The organism is Kocuria sp. HSID17590 (assembly GCF_003989485.1).
Lineage (GTDB): Bacteria > Actinomycetota > Actinomycetes > Actinomycetales > Micrococcaceae > Kocuria > Kocuria salsicia.
Genome location: NZ_RBMB01000025.1, coordinates 1 through 16,547 on the forward strand (window position 1 = coordinate 1; position 16,547 = coordinate 16,547).

Below are 16,547 nucleotides of genomic sequence, written 5' to 3' on the forward strand. Positions count from 1 at the left end.
TATCACCGCCGCCGTCGACAGGCCCGTCTGGGTCGATTGACCCCCATCGAATACGAGACCATCATGAACCCCGCCGTGAGCCTCGCGGCCTGACACCCCAACTGTCACCTGTTCGTGCGGCAGTCCCATCATCCACGCGACGCTTCGGGATGCGAACATCAGCTTGGTCTCCGTGACGGAGAACATCGACGAGACGCCCTCAAGGATGCTCATGCACGGCATCCTCGCCTCCATGGCCGAGTTCTACTCACTGAACCTCGCTCAAGAAGTCCTCAAAGGAATGACCCAGAAGGCCAGCATGGGCGGCACTCCTGCCAAAGCACCCCTCGGGTACCTGAACGTGCGCACCACCGACGCGAAGGGCCACGAGATCCGAGACGTCACCGTCGATCCCGAGCGGGCCGACCTCATCACGTTTGCCTTCACCGCCTACGCCACCGGCGACTGGACCCTCTCCTCCCTCGCCGCCGAGCTGGAAGCCCGAGGACTCACCACCAGGCCGACGCCGTCCTTCCCGTCGAAGCCCGTGACGACGAAGGCGCTGCACAAAATCCTCACCAACCCCTACTACCAAGGCAGCGTCATGTTCCGCGGCGTCACCTACGACGGCGCTCACGACTCTCTCGTCGACACCGAGACATGGCTACGGGTCCAGACCGAACTGGCTGCCAAGAACCAGCGCGGCGAGAAGCCCCGCACCCACGACCACTACCTCAAGGGAACGCTCTACTGCTCGTGCGGGGCGAAGATGATGATCGAATGCCCCACCGGCAAGTCCGGCATCACCTACGAGTACTTCACCTGCTCCGGGCGCCGCAAGAAGAACGGCTGCACGCGGTCCGCCATCCTCATCGACCGCATCGAGGACCGCATCGACTCCACCTACGGCACCAACGGCCTCACCCCCGCCGAGGTCGATCGTGTCCGCGAAGTGCTCGGAGCCGTCTTCGACCAGCTCGAAGCCACCACCGACCACGAACGTGCACTCCTGACCACCCAGAAGGAGAAACTCGACGCCGAGCGACTCAAGCTCGTCCAAGCCCACTACGCCGACGCCATCCCGCTCGACCTCCTCAAGTCAGAGCAAGAGCGCATCCGCACCACCCTCGACGCCATCGAACACCGACTGGAGAACCTCGCCACCAGCTACGAGGACGCCCGTGAGGGCCTCGACCAGCTCGCCGACATCCTCACCGATCTCGGCGACGTCTACACGCGGTGCGAACCTGCTGAACGCCGCATCCTCAACCGAGCCCTCTTCGACAAGATCATCCTTGACGACGAGGAGACCGTCCGCTACCAGCCCGACCAGGCAGCGTTGGACTGCGTCATCCCTGGTCACGCACCGATCGCCGAGGCCGAAGCATCCGACCCCGAAGACACTTCGAACCCTGCCCGCTTGTCTGCGGGGCAGGGTTCGAAAATGTCACTTTTGGTGGAGCTAAGGGGACTCGAACCCCTGACCCCCTGCATGCCATGCAGGTGCGCTACCAGCTGCGCCATAGCCCCGTGCGACTCGGAAAACTTTACCACGCCCGGCCCGCACGCGTTCACCCGGGAGTCTCTCCCGTGTACCCGCTGTGGTGCTGTGCGCTTCCAGTTCCCCGGAACGACTCGACCATCCTAAACAGTCAGGACGGACAGGCGCAAATTGTCGCGGTGGCCGGTTCAGACGGCCGGCGAGGCGGCGTCATCGGCGGTCACGGGCGCCTCCGGCAGCTGCACGTCGATGGCCGGCGAGTCGCCCCAGAGCCGCTCGAGGGCGTAGAACGCGCGGTCCTCGTCGTGCAGCACGTGGATCACGGCGTCGCCGTAGTCGAGCAGCACCCAGCGGCCCTCGCCCTTGCCCTCACGACGCAGGGGGCGGCGGTCGAAGCGCTCGATCAGCGCGTCCTCCACGGCGTCCACCACGGCGGCCACCTGGCGGTCATTGGGGGCGGAGGCCACCAGGAAGGCCTCGGTGATGGCCAGGCTGTCGCTGACGTCGAAGGCCACGACGTTCTCCGCCTTCTTCTGGTCCGCGGCCTGGGCGGCGGTGCGGACGAGGTCGATGGATTCTGTGGTTGCAGTCACGGAGGCGTGCTGTCCTTTCGCAAGGGTGTGTGTCTTACAGGATGAACATGATCAGGACCACGGCCAGTGCCGCGACCACCAGGAGCAGCAGCACCAGCAGCCACCGCATCCAGCCGCCGCGGCTCTTGTACGCGCCGGGCTCCAGCAGCTCGAGGCCCTCGGCGTCCACGGCGCGGACGGGCCGGCCGGGAGGGGCGTGGTGGGAGTCCTCGACCGACGACGACGCCGCGTCACCGGGCGCGCGCTCCCCCGCCGTGTTCTCGCCCGCTGTCCTTGCACTCGCCGTGCTCCCGGGGGCGGTGTCGGCATCGCTGCCGGACGCGGCGCTGGTGCCCGCCGCAGCCCGCGTACCGTCGTGATCGGAAGTGGCCAGCGTGGGAGCGCGCTCCCCCTCCGAGGACGGCCGTGCCTGGGACACAGGAGACTCCGCGTCCGAGGCCGGTCCGGGCCCGGCTGACGCGGTCGCCCGTCGTTCCGGTGCGGTGTAGATGGGGATCTGGGTGGTGGCCGGGCCCGGCCCGTAGTCCACGGGACTTGCGGGCCACGACGTCGCCGCGGCATCCGGGGCAGCGTCGACCAGCGCCCCGGTTGCGGGATCCGTACCGCGAGGAGCCCCGGCGCGCGGCGTCGCCGTCCCGGGAACCACGGCCCCGGGAGCCGCAGCTCCGGAGGCTTCAGACCCGGAAGCTTCAGGGCTACCGGCGTCTCCGCTCTGCGCCAGCGCGCGCTGGGCGGCATCACGGTCCTGCTGGTTTGCCGCCGCGGCCCGGACCGCGAGGTCCGCGAGCCGCTGCTGTTTGGCGAGCAGGGCGTCGTCGACCCCCGTGCTCCGGTTGGCGCGCTCGGCGTCCTGGATCTCCCGCGCGTGCTCGGCCATCTCGCGCTGCAGGCGCGCGAGCCGGCGGGGACCCAGCGGCTTGACCGGCTCGGAGGACACGGGCGAGTCCAGCTCGATCATGGGCGCGGGCGGGGCGAGCCGTTCGTGCTCGCCCGTGGCGGGATGGGTGGCCCAGGGGCAGTTCTGCGGGGTGCCGGGGCCGTCGTTCTTCTCGGGGGGTGTGCTCACGCGGTGCTCCTGTGTGCCGAGTGGGGGGTCTCGGTGGACTCCGTGGGGGCGGACGCCGGTGAGGAGATGTCCTCCGCGGCGGGCGGCTGCGCGGAACCGGCGGAGGACGCGCCCGCGTCCGCGCGCCCGGAGTTCCGGTAGAGCCCGTACTTGTTGATGTACTGCACCACGCCGTCCGGGACGAGGTACCACACGGGCTTGCCGGCGGCCACGCGGGCCCGGCAGTCCGTGGAGGAGATGGCCATGGCGGGCACGTTGAGCAGGGACACGCTCTCCGAGCCCACGGGAGCCGAGAGGACGTGGCCCGGGCGGGTGACGCCCACGAAACGGGCGAGGCGCCACAGCTCCGCCGCGCCCTTCCAGGTGATGATCTCCGCCATGGCGTCCGCGCCGGTGATGAAGAACAGCTCGGCGTCCGGGCGCAGCCGGTGCAGGTCCCGCAGGGTGTCGATCGTGTAGGTGGGCCCGTTGCGGTCGATGTCCACGCGGGACACCGTGAACCGCGGGTTCGACGCCGTGGCCACCACAGTCATGAGGTAGCGGTGCTCGGCGTCGGAGACGTCCTGACCGGCCTTCTGCCACGGCTCGCCCGTGGGCACGAAGACCACCTCGTCGAGGTCGAAGACGGAGGTCACCTCGGACGCCGCCACCAGGTGACCGTGGTGGATCGGGTCGAAGGTGCCGCCCATCACGCCCAGCCGGAGCCGGCCGGGTGTGCGCGGGGGGATCTTCAGGTCGTCAGGGGGCGTCACCGAGGGGGCGGGGGCGTTCACGCGGGCCGATCGGTCGATCAGTGGCGGACGGGTTCGCCGACGCCGGCCAGCATGGCCCGCTCGTCCGCGGGCAGCTGGGACGGGTCCTCGTACTCCCCGATCTCCGGCGCGGTGCCGCGGGAGGAGAAGGACATGGCCGCCATCAGCATGACGATGAACAGCACGAAAGCAATGCCGCCGAAGACCGGGGCCATCGCGTGGAGGCTCTCGTTGACGGAGTGCCCCTCCTCGGCGGCGAGGACGGTGGCGGTGGACAGCAGGTGCAGCGAGCTCATGCGTTTCCCTTCTCGTGCCGGCGGGGCCGGTCTGTGGCGGTGACGGACCTCCCGGGGGACGTCCGTTCCATGGTACGTCTCAGTTGCGCACGTGGCCGTCACCCTGGACGACCCACTTGGTGGTGGTCAGCTCCTCCAGGCCCATGGGCCCCCGTGCGTGCATCTTCTGCGTGGAGATCCCGATCTCCGCCCCGAGCCCCAGCTGCCCACCGTCCGTGAAGCGGGTGGACGCGTTGACCAGCACGGCCGCGGAGTCCACCTCGGCGGTGAAGCGCTCGGCGTTGGCGAGATCGTTGGTCACGATGGCCTCGGTGTGGCCCGTGGAGTAGCGCCGGATGTGCTCGAGCGCCTCCCCCAGCCCGTCCACGACCTTCACGGCCATGTCCTTGTCCAGGTACTCGGTGGCCCAGTCCTCCTCGGTGGCCTTCAGATGGTTCGAGCCCGGGGGCAGCAGGGCCGCGGCGCGGTCGTCCACGTGCAGCGTGACCCCGGCCTTGTCGAGCGCGGCCAGCACCTCACGGGAGGCCTCCGGGGCGCCGCTGTGCAGCAGCAGCGTCTCGGCGGAGTTGCACGTGGAGGTGCGGTGGGTCTTGGAGTTCACCACCACCTTCACGGCCATCTCCGCGGGGGCGGACTCGTCCACGAACACGTGCACGTTGCCCTCGCCCGTCTCGATCACGGGCACGGTGGCGTTGGTGACCACGGACTGGATCAGGCCGCGGCCGCCGCGGGGAATGAGCACGTCCACCTTGCCGCGCGCACCCATCAGCGCGTTGGCGCCCTCGCGGCCGTAGTCGTCCACGGTCTGTACGCAGTCCACGGGCAGCTTGGCGTCCGCCAGCGCGTCCCGCAGCACACCCACGAGCGCGCGGTTGGAGTCGAAGGCCGCCGAGCCGCCGCGCAGCAGCACGGCGTTGCCGGACTTCACGGCGATCCCGGCGATGTCCACGGTCACGTTGGGCCGCGCCTCGTAGATCACGCCGACGACGCCCATGGGCACCCGAATCTGCCGCATCCGCAGCCCGTTGGCCAGCGTCTGCCCCCGCACCACGGATCCCACGGGATCCGGCAGCGCGGCGAGCTCGCGCAGGGCGTCCGCGAGTCCCCTGATCCGCGCGGGGTCCAGCTTCAGCCGGTCCAGCAGCGCGGCGGAGGTGCCCTCCTGGCGTCCGCGCTCCAGGTCGCGCGCGTTGGCCTCCAGGATGCGGTCCCGGCGGGACTCGATCCGCTCGGCCATCAGGTTCAGGGCGCGGTCCTTCCACGCGCGCGGCGCCCGGGCGAGCGCTCGGGCGGCGGTGCGGGCGTCGTCGGCCATCAGGCCCACGCCCGTCACGGGGTCGTCCCCGAAGGTCTCCTGCGCGGTCAGCACTGACATGTCCTCGGCCACTGTTCCTCCTGCTTGTCGAGGGATTCCTGGGGAGCTGGACGACGTCGTGCCGTCGGCTCGTCGAGCGTGTCGAACGGGTGCGGTGGGCGCCGCGCCTACGGCTTGAGCTTCGTACGGACGGAGCGGCGGCGCAGGTTCACGAGGTTGTCCACGTGCACGAGCTCGCGGGCGTAGTCCTCGCCGAACTCCTCCCCGAGCTCGTCGGTGCGCTTGCCGAGCATCCCGGGGATCTCGTCCGAGCCGTAGTTGACGAGCCCGTGGCCCACCTCGTTGCCCTCGGAGTCCACCATGGACACCGGGTCCCCCGCCGTGAAGGTGCCACTCACGGCCGTGACACCCGCCGCGAGCAGGGACCGGCGGCCGAGGATCGCGTCCACGGCGCCGTCGTCGAGGGTCAGGGTGCCCTTGATGTCCGCGAGGTGGGCGAGCCACAGCAGCCGCACGTTGCGGCGCCCGCCCGTGGTGGAGAACCAGGTCCCCACGTCCTCCCCCGCCAGGGCGCGCTCGATGTTCGCCGCGGACGTCACGAGCGCCGGGATGCCGGACGCCGCCGCGATCCGCGCCGCCTCGACCTTGGTGACCATGCCGCCGGAGCCCACCCCGGCACGGCCGATCGTGCCGATCTCCACACCCTCGAGGTCCGTGATCGGGTCCGTGACCGTGGCGATCCGCTCCCCGCCGTCCTGGGGAGGCTTCGTGTAGAGCGCGTCCACGTCCGAGAGCAGCAGGAGCGCGTCCGCCTTGATCAGGTGCGCCACGAGCGCGGCGATCCTGTCGTTGTCGCCGAACTTGATCTCGTGGGTGGCCACGGCGTCGTTCTCGTTGACGATCGGCAGGATCCCCAGGTCCAGCAGCCGCTCAATCTGACGGTGCGCGTTCTTGTACTGGGAGTGGCGCATCAGGTCCTCTGCCGTGAGCAGCACCTGCCCCACGGTCACGTGGTAGCGCGCGAAGTACTCGGTGTACCGGGAGATCAGCAGCCCCTGGCCCACGGACGCGGCCGCCTGCTTGGTGGACAGGTCCTTGGGCCGCCGGGAGAGCCCCAGCGGCTGCAGCCCGGCCGTGATGGCACCGGAGGAGACGAAGACGATCTCCACGCCCTGCGCCTTGACCCGCCCCAGGGCGTCCACGATGCCGCGCAGCGCGTTCTCGTCGATCGAGTTCTCGATCGAGGTCAGGGAGGACGAGCCCACCTTCACGACGACGCGGCGGGCCTTGGGCAGCTGCTCCCGGCTCGTGATCGCGGAGCGGCGGTTCTTCCCGCGGCTCTCGGTACTGAGCTGGATCGCGGACTTCGAGGCCTGCTGCTCCACGGCGGAGACGTCGATGGTCGCGGTGGGGGTCTTCTCGCGGTGCGGCTGCTCACTCACTGTCGCCCGACTCCTTCGTCTCGCCGGATCCGCCCTCGCGGCGGCGGGACCGCGCCTCGTCCACGGACTCGGTCCAGACCCCGGCGCGGCGCTCCTCCTCGAGCTCGGCGCGCGCCTCGGACTTGGCGTCCATGCGGTCGTAGAACTGCTCGCGCTTCTCGCGGCGGGTGGGCCGGGAGGTCTCCTCCATGCGCAGGTCCGTGCCGCGGGGACCGCCGAGCAGCTCGGCGCCGCCCACCATGGTGGGCTCCCAGTCGAAGACCACGCCGTTCTCCTCCGGCCCGATCAGCACCGCGTTGCCGGGCTTCGCGCCGATCCGGAACAGTTCGTCCTCGATGCCGAGCTTCGCGAAGCGGTCCGCGAGGTAGCCCACGGCCTCGTCGTTGTTGAAGTCCGTCTGCAGCACCCACCGCTCGGGCTTCTCGCCCCGCACGTGGTACAGCGGCTCCTCCGCCCGGTCCTCGCGGGTGATCACGAACTCCTGGCGGTCCCGGCCGCGACGACGTCGCGTCGGCTCCGGCTGCAGGACCGTCACCGTGCGCTGTTCCTCCGCACGCTCCTCCTCCTGCTCCCGCGCCTCGGAGACGAGCGCCGCCATGGCGAAGCCGAGCTCCTTCAGACCTTCGTGGGAGGCGGTGGAGACCTCGAACACGGGGTAGCCGCGCTGCTCGAGCTCCGGACGGATGAAGTCGGCGAGATCCCGGGCGTCCGGCACGTCCACCTTGTTCAGGACCACGAGCCGCGGGCGCTCGGTGAGCGGGATCGCGGTGGGGTCCTCGTCCCGCACGGCCTCCGCGTAGTGGGCGAGCTCCTCCTCCAGGGCGTCCAGGTCCGTGAGGGGGTCCCGGCCGGGCTCCAGCGTGGCGCAGTCGATCACGTGCACGAGAGCGGCGCAGCGCTCCACGTGGCGCAGGAACTCCAGGCCCAGGCCCTTGCCCTCGGACGCGCCGGGGATCAGGCCGGGAACGTCGGCGACCGTGAAGCGGGTGTCCCCCGCCTGCACCACGCCCAGGTTGGGGACGAGCGTGGTGAAGGGGTAGTCGGCGATCTTGGGACGGGCGGCGCTCATGGCGGCGATCAGGCTGGACTTGCCAGCGGAGGGGAAGCCCACGAGGGCGATGTCCGCGATGGACTTCAGCTCGAGCTCGACCTCCTGCTCCTCGCCCGGGGTGCCGAGCAGGGCGAAGCCCGGTGCCTTGCGCTTGGGCGAGGCCAGCGCCGCGTTGCCCCGGCCGCCCATGCCGCCGGCGGCCAGCACGTACTCGCTGCCCTCCCCCAGCAGGTCCGCGAGCACATTGCCCTCGCGGTCCTTGACCACGGTGCCGTCCGGGACGGAGAGCACGAGGTCCTGGCCCTTGAAGCCGTGGCGCATGTCCCCCTTGCCGGGCTCGCCGTTCGGGGCCTTCTGGTGCGGGGCGTGGTGGAAGCCCAGCAGCGTGGTGGACTGCCCGTCCACGCGCAGGATCACCGACCCGCCGTCACCCCCGTTGCCGCCGTCCGGTCCGCCCAGGGGCTTGAACTTCTCGCGCTTGACGGACACGCAGCCGTGGCCGCCGTTGCCGCCGGTGGCGTGCACGACGACTCGATCAACAAAACTGGCCACGTGGCTCCTCGGGATCTGGGCGGCCCGCCGTGTGCGGGACCCGTTGGTCTCTGGTGAAAAGACTAGAGGGTGAGCGCGTAGAGCGCCCACCCTCTAGTGGTCGTCACCGCACGAGTCGGCGACGGGTGGACCCTGGGGTCCGGAAGAACTGACTACTCGGCGGTCTGGATGTTGACCACGCGGCGGCCACGGCGGGTGCCGAACTCGACGACACCGGCGGCCAGGGCGAACAGCGTGTCGTCCTTGCCGCGACCCATGTTCAGGCCGGGGTGGAAGTGCGTTCCGCGCTGGCGGACGATGATCTCGCCGGCGTTGACGGACTGGCCGCCGAAGCGCTTCACGCCCAGGTACTGGGCGTTGGAGTCACGGCCGTTGCGAGTGGAGCTCGCACCCTTCTTGTGTGCCATGGTGTGTGCCTACCTTCGTTGAAAATGTATCGGGGACCGGGAGGATCAGGCGTTGATGCCGGTGATCTTGACGGTGGTCAGTTCGGCGCGGAAGCCCTGACGCTTCTTGTAGCCGGTCTTGTTCTTGTACTTCATGATCGAGATCTTGGGACCGCGCAGGTCCTCGATGATCTCGGCCGTGACCTTGACGTCGGCCAGGGTCTTGGAGTCGGAGGTGACCTTGTCCCCATCGACCAGCAGCAGCGCAGGAAGCTCTACGGTGCTGCCTGCCTCGCCGGCGACGCGGTCAAGGGTCACGAGGTCTCCTACGGAAACCTTCTCCTGGCGGCCGCCTGCGCGGACAATCGCGTACACCACTTGGGAACTCACTTCTCTCGACATCTATGGACTGCGTGTGTGGGTCGGGCGGACTCCTGGATGCTGCGAATGTCGAGTCAGCCCGCTGCGGTGGTCGAGGACCGACCGCGTGCCACGTGGCTGTCGCATCAGAACAGGGTGTTCGCCCGAGTGTGCCGCCCTCGCGTGCGGATCATGGATATGACGCACAGCGATGCCCGGCACCGACAGCCCAGACTACCCGATGCGGGGAAGTCACGCCAATCACCCCTCCGTGCCGCTCCCCCGCGCGGTCTGGGCGAAGAACGCCAGTTCGAGCCGGCACGCCCGCAGGAACGCACGCCGCATCGCGGAGCGGGTCGCGGGGTTGGCCACGGCGGCCGCACGGTCCACGGCGCGGCGCACCGTCTCGGTGGCCGCCTGGAACCCCGAATCGCTGTACGTGGCGAGCCAGTCCGCGTACGGATGCTCTTCCCACCCCACCGCGCGGGCACGCTCCATGAGCTCGGTCCCCACGTGCGCGTAGAGCCAGTAGCACGGCAGGATGGCCGCCGCTCCCACGGCGAAGCCGTCCTGCCCGGTGCGGGCCAGCAGGAAGTCCGCGTAGGCGCTCGTGGTCTCGGACGGCTCGTGGGGTGCCCGCCCACCCAGGCGGGCCCGGTGCAGGGCGGACTCCGCGGTGACCACCGATGCCGAGGCGGACGCGAAGTGCTCCCGGGTGTCCTCGTCCGGTGCGGCCGCCGCGAGCAGGGCCAGTGCGCGCGAGTAGTACTCGAGGTACTGCATGTCCTGGTCCAGGTACCACTCGAACGCCTCGCGCCCCAGGGTGCCGTCGCCCAGGCCCCGCACGAAGTCCAGCTGCGCGATCTGCTCCCTGATATCGGCGCTGTCCGCCCACAGCGCGTCCGTGAACCGCTCGCCCAGGACCGCTGCCGCGTCGTCGTCGGCGGCGTCGTCGTCGGCGCAGGCCGCGGCCAGGAACTGCGGGTCCGTGACCAGGGCCTGGACGTGGTGCATGTGGTGCACCGGGCCGTTGCCGTGGCCCACGTGCAGGGTGTCCGCTGTGCGCAGCGCGCCGCGCAGCCACGCGCGGGCCGCGCCGATGCCCCCGGCCCAGTCCCCCGTGCGGGCCACCACGGTGGCCACGGCGGAGGAGAGCGAGCAGCCCGTGCCGTGGGTGTTGCGGGTGACCACGCGCAGTCCGGTGAACTCGGCCACCGGCTCGTGGACGCCCGGGACCACGAGGGCGTCCGGGGTGAGCTCGCCGCCCAGGTGACCGCCCTTGACGAGCACGCGCGTGCCGAAGGTATCGGCGACGGTGCGGCCCTGCGCGAGCGCCTCGTCCCACGTGGTGGCCACGGGGCGCTCCGCGAGCACCGCCAGCTCCGGGAGGTTCGGGGTGATCAGGTCCGCGGCTGGCAGGAGGCCGCGCAGAGCCTCCTCCGCCTCGGGCTCCAGCAGCCGCCCGCCCGCGGTGGCGACCATCACGGGGTCGACCACGACCACGGGGGCGCGACCGGCCGCGAGCCACTCCCGGACCGTCTCGATGACGTCCACGGAGCCGAGCATCCCCACCTTCACGGCGTCGAGCTCGACGTCGTCCGAGACCGCGTCCAGCTGCGCGCGCAGGACGTCGACGGGAGGGGTGTGCACGCTGCGCACGCCCTGCGTGTTCTGGGCGACCACGGCGGTGACGACGCTGAGACCGTAGCCGCCCATCGCGGCGATCGACTTCAGGTCCGCGGCGTGGCCGGCACCGCCGGTGGGGTCCGTCCCGGCGATCGACAGGACGCGGGGAACGGTGAGGACGGGTGTGCTGGAGACGGGCGTGGTGGCCACGACATTCCCTTCGCTAGTGCGAGCTAGATCAGGTTCGACGGGTGTGTTCTCAGCCGCGTGGCGCGGCACCCCGTGTGTGCTCCACCGATCATGCCACAGGGGCGCCCGGATCCCTCCGGACGCCCCTGTGGCATCGCGTCACCTCCCGCACCCGTGGGGCGCGGCGGCGCTCACTCGCCCTTGCGGGTCATCGTGATGTCCTGGGCCTTCACGCCCACGCCCACCACGGTGGGCTGCCCGTCCGTGGCCACGGCCTTCTTCGAGCCGGTGGCCGCCGCGGTGAAGCGGCTGACGGTGGACTTCTGCGCCTCGTACTCCTGGGTGGTCACGCTCGCGGTGCCGGGAGCCGCCGCCGGTGCCACCGCTCGGCGCGAGCCACGACGACGCCGCGCCGGCGCCGGCGTCTCGGCCGTCGGCTGGGCGGTGGTGGCGGTCCGGTTGCCCGAGGTGCCATTGTCCGAGGCGCCGATGTCCGAACGGCCGCCGGAGGGTGCGGTGGCCGCCGAGGCCTTCGCGTCCGCGTTCCGACGATTGCCCTTGTCGGCGCCGCTCTCCTGCGCACCGTTGCCGCGGCCGCCGGTGCTCCGGTCGGCCGTGTCGCCGCCGGCAGTGTCACGACCGCCGTTGTCCCGACCGGTGTTCTCACGGGACCCGCCGTCGCGTCCTCCACGGCGGCTGCCCTGGCGAGACCCGCCCCGGCTGTTGGACGAGCGGCTGCGGGAGTTGCCCCCGCGCGAACCGGAATCCTCGGAGCCCTTGCCCTCGGAACCGTCGGAGTTCTCGGAGTCCGGCGCACCGGATCCGCCGCGGTTCTTCCCCGACGGCGCGGAGTCACCGGAGGTCTCCTCCGTGAACGCCGCCGTCAGCGAGTCCAGCGAGAGCGATTCCGAGGAGTCTCCGTCCGCGCCGGAGCGGTCTTGGCCGGACTGTTCCTGCGGGAGCTCGATGACCTCGCCGTGGATCGTCACGCTGGAGGAGCTGTCGGCGTCCTCGGAGGAGTTCCCGGCATCCGCCGAGCTGTCCTGCTGGTTGCCGTTCTCCTCGCCCTGGGGCCCGCGGCCCCGGCTGCGCTTGCCGCGGCGCTTCTTCCGGCGGCGGCCGCCCTCGGACTCGCCGTCCGAGGTGCCACGGTGGTCCGAGTTCCCGTGGGTGTCCCCGGAGCCGTGGGCCTCGGACGTACCGTGCGTGTCCGAGTCCTGCCGGTTCTGCCCGCCACCCTGCTGGGTGTCCTCGGCACCGGAACCGTGCTGCGCGGCGTCGTCGTCCTCGTGCGCGGACGCGGAGGCGATGCTCGCGAGCGCGGCGCGGGTGGCCTCGGCGCGGGCCTGGTTCTCCTGCTCCTCGGAGCCGCCGCCGCGGTTCTGGGACCGGGAACGGTCCTGCTGCTGGTTGCCCTGGGGCTTGCCGGAGCGCGAGCGCTTGCGCTCGTTGCGGTTGCCGCGGTGGTCCGCGGGGGCGGCGCTGGAGCGGCCCTTGAGCGGGTGGTCGTGGACGACGACGCCGCGTCCCGCGCACTCCTCGCACGGCTCCGAGAAGACCTCGAGCAGCCCGGTGCCCATGCGCTTGCGCGTCATCTGCACGAGACCCAGCGAGGTCACCTCGGCCACCTGGTGCTTGGTGCGGTCCCGGCCCAGGCACTCCACGAGCCGGCGCAGCACGAGGTCGCGGTTGGACTCGAGCACCATGTCGATGAAGTCGACCACGATGATCCCGCCGATGTCCCGCAGCCGCAGCTGGCGCACGATCTCCTCGGCGGCCTCCAGGTTGTTCTTGGTGACGGTCTCCTCGAGGTTGCCGCCGGAGCCCGTGAACTTGCCCGTGTTGACGTCCACCACGGTCATGGCCTCGGTGCGGTCGATCACCAGGGAGCCGCCGGAGGGCAGGAACACCTTGCGCTCCAGTGCCTTGTGGATCTGCTCCTCCACGCGCATGTGCTCGAAGAGGTCCTCGTCCTCGGTCCAGCGGTGCAGCCGGTCCAGCAGGTCCGGGGCCACGTAGGTCACGTAGGCCTCGATGTTGTCCCACGCCTGCTCGCCCTCGACCACCATGGCGGTGAAGTCCTCGTTGAAGACGTCGCGGACGGTCTTGATGGTCAGGTCCGGCTCCGCGTAGAGCATCTCCGGGGCGAGCGTCTTGGTGGACGCCGCCTTCTCCTGGATCTGCTCCCACTGGGACCGCAGCCGGTTGATGTCGTTGGTCAGCTCGGTCTCGGAGGCGCCCTCCGCGGCGGTGCGCACGATCACGCCCGCGCCCTCGGGCAGCCGGTCCTTGAGGATCTTCTTCAGCCGCTGGCGCTCGACGTCCGGCAGCTTGCGGGAGATGCCGGTCATGGAACCACCGGGCACGTACACGAGGTAGCGGCCGGGCAGCGAGACCTGGCTCGTCAGGCGGGCACCCTTGTGGCCCACCGGGTCCTTGGTGACCTGCACGAGGACGGTGTCCCCGGACTTCAGGGCGTTCTCGATCTTGCGGGGCTTCTTGCCGAGCTCGGCGGCGTCCCAGTCCACCTCACCGGCGTAGAGCACGGCGTTGCGGCCGCGCCCGATGTCCACGAACGCCGCCTCCATGGACGGCAGCACGTTCTGCACCTTGCCCACGTACACGTTGCCGATCAGGGAGTCCTGCTGCGTGTGGGAGACGAAGTGCTCCGCGAGGATGCCGTCCTCCAGCACGCCGATCTGGATCCGGTTCTCCTTCTGGCGCACGAGCATCGTGCGCTCCACGGACTCGCGGCGCGCGAGGAACTCGGCCTCTGTGATCACGTGGCGCTTGCGGCCGAACTGACGGGACTCGCGGCGCCGCTGGCGCTTGGCCTCCAGGCGCGTGGAGCCCTTGACGCCCACGACCTCGTCAGGGCCGGTGCCCTCGGAGCCGCCGCGGGGGGCGCGCACGCGGGTCACGGAGCCGTCGGAGTCGTCCACGAGCTCCATGTCCTCCTCGCCACGGCGCCGACGACGACGCCGCTTGCTGGAGGCGCTGCCCGACTCGTCCTCGTCCTCGTGGTCGCCGCGGGCGGCACGCTCGGCCTCCCGCTGCGCCTCGCGCTCCTGGGCGGCCTCGCGCAGGCGGGCGGCCTGCGCCTCGGCGGCCTTGCGGATCTCGTCCGGGTCCGGGGCGTGGAACATCAGGGACGCACCGGGACCGAAGGCGCCGAAGTCTTCCTGCGTGGGGGGCTCGGTCTCCTCCTCGGACTCCTCCTCAGTGACCTCGACGGTCACGTTCTCGACGACCTCGACCGTCTCGGCCGCCTCACACTGCTGCGCGGACTCCGACGGCGTGGCCTCGCCCTGAGCCGCACCAGCGTCCGTGGGCGTTGCCGCGGGCTCCTGCGACGCGGCACCGAGGGCGGCGGCGGCCTTGGTGTCCCCCGCGGGGACCTCGCCGACCGTGGCCGGGGCGGCGCTCTCCTCGTCGGTGGCCTGCGCCTCGGTGGCCTGCGTTTCGGTGGTCCGCCCTTCGGTGGCCTCGACGGAAGCCGTCTCGACGGCAACCTCAGCGGCGGCGTCATCCGCATCGCTGGGCTCCGGCGCGGTGCCCTCGGGTGCCGGAGCCGAAGGCTCGGCGGCGACCGCGGCGGCGTCGTCCGCCACAGAGGCGGCGGGCTCGGGGCTTGCGGCGGCGTCCTGTTCAACGGGGGTGGAGGCCGCGGCCTCCAGCGGGGACTGGGAGTTTTCCTGCTCAGATTCCATGTGTGGTTGTGCTCCTGCTCGGGGCACCGCCCGCACCCGGGCCCGAGGTGTGCTCGGTCGGTCGAGCCGGTGTTCTCCACGCGGCCGCCGGAAGTCGAGTTCGTACCCGCGGGCGCGGCGTGTGTCACGCGCGCCGTCCACGGGCCGGCGGATGCCCGAGCCGCTGGGTCCTGGGGACCGCGGACTTGACCGGTGCGGACGCGCTCGATCCTCTGAGAGCCGCGGGTCCGCGCCGATGACGATCGGTGCTCCTGCCGGGCCGGGTCCTCATGTGCGGCTGAGGGCCGACCACCTGCAGTATCTCACAGTCGTCCCCGTCACCGCGCATTCCGCGTGGCCCAGCGCACACGTTCGTCCTGGGCGTGATCCCGGCGGCGGGCACTGCCCACCCGGGACCGGCGGTGCGCCGAGGGGACCCCCACGCGGGTGGTCTACCATCGGGCGCGTGAGCTCAACATCCCCCGCACCAGCCGCACACCCCCACGATCCGGTCCGGGACCACGTGCCCGTGCCCGTTCCCCGGGCGGACCGCGCCTGGGCGTGGCTCGCCGTCGTGTGCTCCGTGGTGGGCTTCGCCGCCTCCGCCGTGCTCGTGGCCGAACGGCTGGCGATCTTCCAGGACGCGGGCCACCGCTCGAGCTGCGACTTCAACTCGTGGCTCTCGTGCGGCACCGTGATGCGCACCCCGCAGGCGGAGCTCTTCGGCTTCCCCAACCCGTTCATCGGCATCGTGGCCTACGCCGTGGTGCTCGCGGTGGCCGTGGGGGTGCTCGCCGGCGCCCGGTACGCGCGCTGGTACTGGGTGCTGCTGTGGCTGGGCACCGCGGCGGGCTCCGTGTTCACCCTGTGGCTGTGGTGGCAGACCACCTTCCACATCAACGCCCTGTGCCTCTACTGCATGATCGTGTGGTGCGCCCAGACCCTGCTGCTCGCGCACACCACCGCCCGGATGCGCCAGGCCGGGATCCTCGGCTCCTCCCCGCGCGGGATGGACTCCGGACTCTCCGCGTGGGCGTGGTTCAGCGGCATCGCCGCCCTGGTGGTGGTCTTCGGCGTGATCGCCGTGCGCTTCGCCACGGTCATCTTCGGCTGAGCACCCCGAACACCCGAGCGCTCTCTCGACCTGGGCGCCCTGACCACCTGAGCACCCCCGCTGGACGCCCGACACCGGACGACGACGGCGCGCCGCGAGCTCCCGGAGCATGTCCAGGGGGCCGCGGCGCGCCGTCGTCGTCTCTGCGGACCGGGGTCCGCGTCCTGTCGGCGGGTGAGAGCCGGTCAGCCGAACCAGATGCCGATCTCGCGCTCGGCGGACTCAGGCGAGTCGGAGCCGTGCACGAGGTTCTTCTGAACCTTCTCGCCCCAGTCGCGCCCGAGGTCGCCGCGGATGGTGCCCGGGGCGGCCGTGGTCGGCTCGGTGGCGCCGGCGAGGCTGCGGAAGCCCTCGATCACGCGGTCGCCCTCGACGACCGCGGCCACCACCGGCCCGGACATCATGAACTCCACGAGCGGCTCGAAGAACGGCTTGCCCTGGTGCTCGGCGTAGTGCTGCTCCAGGACCTCGCGGGTGGCCGTCACGCGCTTGAGCTCGGCCAGGGTGTAGCCCTTGGCCTCGATGCGGGCCAAGATCTGGCCGGTGAGTCCGCGCTGGACACCGTCCGGCTTCACGAGGACGAGGGTGCGCTGCGTCATGAGGATCTCCTTGCTGGTCACGGACTCGCGGGGAGTC

General features: G+C 71.1%; 15 protein-coding genes, 1 tRNA gene, 1 pseudogene and 1 riboswitch. Of the genes and pseudogenes, 2 read left to right on the forward strand and 15 right to left on the reverse strand.

Going from position 1 to position 16,547, the window contains the following annotated elements; genetic code table 11:
• Positions 1 to 213, reverse strand: a 213-nt coding sequence (locus D8M39_RS12685) for a hypothetical protein (protein WP_162604308.1), incomplete at its 3' end; no start/stop codon positions are given.
• On the opposite strand from D8M39_RS12685, the pseudogene D8M39_RS13245 reads away from it, so the two are divergent.
• Positions 173 to 814, forward strand: a pseudogene (locus tag D8M39_RS13245) (recombinase family protein); the annotation flags it as partial. The gene D8M39_RS12685 and the pseudogene D8M39_RS13245 sit on opposite strands and share 41 nt — an antisense overlap.
• A 264-nt stretch (positions 815 to 1,078) precedes the next feature.
• On the opposite strand, the gene D8M39_RS09465 reads toward D8M39_RS13245, so the two are convergent.
• From D8M39_RS09465 to D8M39_RS09525, 13 genes are all read right to left on the reverse strand, one after another.
• A complete protein-coding gene (locus tag D8M39_RS09465; RefSeq protein WP_126874896.1) occupies positions 1,079 to 1,342 on the reverse strand; it encodes a hypothetical protein in 264 nt (87 codons plus the stop codon).
• A 91-nt stretch (positions 1,343 to 1,433) separates the two neighbouring features.
• A tRNA-Ala gene (locus D8M39_RS09470) sits at positions 1,434 to 1,509 on the reverse strand.
• 159 nt (positions 1,510 to 1,668) lie between these two features.
• The gene (rsfS, locus tag D8M39_RS09475) at positions 1,669 to 2,073 is read right to left on the reverse strand and encodes a ribosome silencing factor (protein ID WP_055083901.1); all 405 of its coding nucleotides are present in this window, start codon (positions 2,071 to 2,073) and stop codon (positions 1,669 to 1,671) included.
• A gap of 34 nt (positions 2,074 to 2,107) precedes the next feature.
• Positions 2,108 to 3,139, reverse strand: a complete 1,032-nt coding sequence (locus D8M39_RS09480; RefSeq protein WP_094394108.1) for a hypothetical protein — start codon at positions 3,137 to 3,139, stop codon at positions 2,108 to 2,110.
• On the reverse strand, positions 3,136 to 3,828 hold the full coding sequence (gene nadD, locus D8M39_RS09485; RefSeq protein WP_238694039.1) for a nicotinate-nucleotide adenylyltransferase: 693 nt from the start codon (positions 3,826 to 3,828) through the stop codon (positions 3,136 to 3,138). Before nadD ends, D8M39_RS09480 begins: the two co-directional genes overlap by 4 nt.
• Positions 3,829 to 3,929: 101 nt before the next feature.
• Positions 3,930 to 4,187, reverse strand: a complete 258-nt coding sequence (locus D8M39_RS09490; RefSeq protein WP_055083897.1) for a hypothetical protein — start codon at positions 4,185 to 4,187, stop codon at positions 3,930 to 3,932.
• 79 nt (positions 4,188 to 4,266) lie between these two features.
• A complete protein-coding gene (locus D8M39_RS09495) occupies positions 4,267 to 5,562 on the reverse strand; it encodes a glutamate-5-semialdehyde dehydrogenase (RefSeq protein WP_238694037.1) in 1,296 nt (431 codons plus the stop codon).
• 107 nt (positions 5,563 to 5,669) lie between these two features.
• Positions 5,670 to 6,944: a glutamate 5-kinase gene (gene proB, locus D8M39_RS09500; protein WP_232300258.1), complete on the reverse strand. Its 1,275-nt coding sequence runs from the start codon at positions 6,942 to 6,944 to the stop codon at positions 5,670 to 5,672.
• Positions 6,937 to 8,547, reverse strand: coding sequence for a GTPase ObgE (obgE, locus tag D8M39_RS09505; RefSeq protein ID WP_055083894.1), 1,611 nt, complete (start codon positions 8,545 to 8,547; stop codon positions 6,937 to 6,939). Before obgE ends, proB begins: the two co-directional genes overlap by 8 nt.
• 152 nt (positions 8,548 to 8,699) lie before the next feature.
• Entirely contained in the window at positions 8,700 to 8,954 is a 255-nt protein-coding gene (rpmA, locus tag D8M39_RS09510) for a 50S ribosomal protein L27 (RefSeq protein WP_012398199.1), read from the reverse strand.
• A gap of 45 nt (positions 8,955 to 8,999) precedes the next feature.
• Positions 9,000 to 9,311, reverse strand: coding sequence for a 50S ribosomal protein L21 (gene rplU / locus D8M39_RS09515; protein ID WP_055083891.1), 312 nt, complete (start codon positions 9,309 to 9,311; stop codon positions 9,000 to 9,002).
• 243 nt (positions 9,312 to 9,554) lie between these two features.
• On the reverse strand, positions 9,555 to 11,129 hold the full coding sequence (locus D8M39_RS09520; RefSeq protein ID WP_126874898.1) for a bifunctional hydroxymethylpyrimidine kinase/phosphomethylpyrimidine kinase: 1,575 nt from the start codon (positions 11,127 to 11,129) through the stop codon (positions 9,555 to 9,557).
• Positions 11,117 to 11,212, reverse strand: a riboswitch (TPP riboswitch). It overlaps the preceding gene by 13 nt.
• An 87-nt stretch (positions 11,213 to 11,299) precedes the next feature.
• The gene (locus D8M39_RS09525; RefSeq protein ID WP_126874899.1) at positions 11,300 to 14,818 is read right to left on the reverse strand and encodes an Rne/Rng family ribonuclease; all 3,519 of its coding nucleotides are present in this window, start codon (positions 14,816 to 14,818) and stop codon (positions 11,300 to 11,302) included.
• 445 nt (positions 14,819 to 15,263) lie between these two features.
• Here D8M39_RS09525 and D8M39_RS09530 point away from each other — a divergent pair, with 445 nt between their 5' ends.
• Entirely contained in the window at positions 15,264 to 15,911 is a 648-nt protein-coding gene (locus D8M39_RS09530; protein ID WP_232300257.1) for a vitamin K epoxide reductase family protein, read from the forward strand.
• Positions 15,912 to 16,096: 185 nt separating this feature from the next.
• On the opposite strand, the gene ndk is transcribed toward D8M39_RS09530, so the two are convergent.
• Positions 16,097 to 16,510 carry a nucleoside-diphosphate kinase gene (gene ndk, locus D8M39_RS09535; protein ID WP_055083885.1) on the reverse strand — a complete coding sequence of 138 codons (414 nt, stop codon included), beginning with the start codon at positions 16,508 to 16,510 and terminating at the stop codon, positions 16,097 to 16,099.
• Positions 16,511 to 16,547 lie beyond the last annotated feature (37 nt).

Excerpts from the sequence above, each read along its gene's own strand:
- nadD (WP_238694039.1), bottom strand. The coding sequence starts at position 3,828 with ATGGGCGGCACCTTCGACCCGATCCACCACGGTCACCTGGTGGCGGCG.
- D8M39_RS09490 (WP_055083897.1), bottom strand. The coding sequence starts at position 4,187 with ATGAGCTCGCTGCACCTGCTGTCCACCGCCACCGTCCTCGCCGCCGAG.
- D8M39_RS09495 (WP_238694037.1), bottom strand. The coding sequence starts at position 5,562 with ATGTCAGTGCTGACCGCGCAGGAGACCTTCGGGGACGACCCCGTGACG.
- rpmA (WP_012398199.1), bottom strand. The coding sequence starts at position 8,954 with ATGGCACACAAGAAGGGTGCGAGCTCCACTCGCAACGGCCGTGACTCC.
- D8M39_RS09525 (WP_126874899.1), bottom strand. The coding sequence starts at position 14,818 with ATGGAATCTGAGCAGGAAAACTCCCAGTCCCCGCTGGAGGCCGCGGCC.
- ndk (WP_055083885.1), bottom strand. The coding sequence starts at position 16,510 with ATGACGCAGCGCACCCTCGTCCTCGTGAAGCCGGACGGTGTCCAGCGC.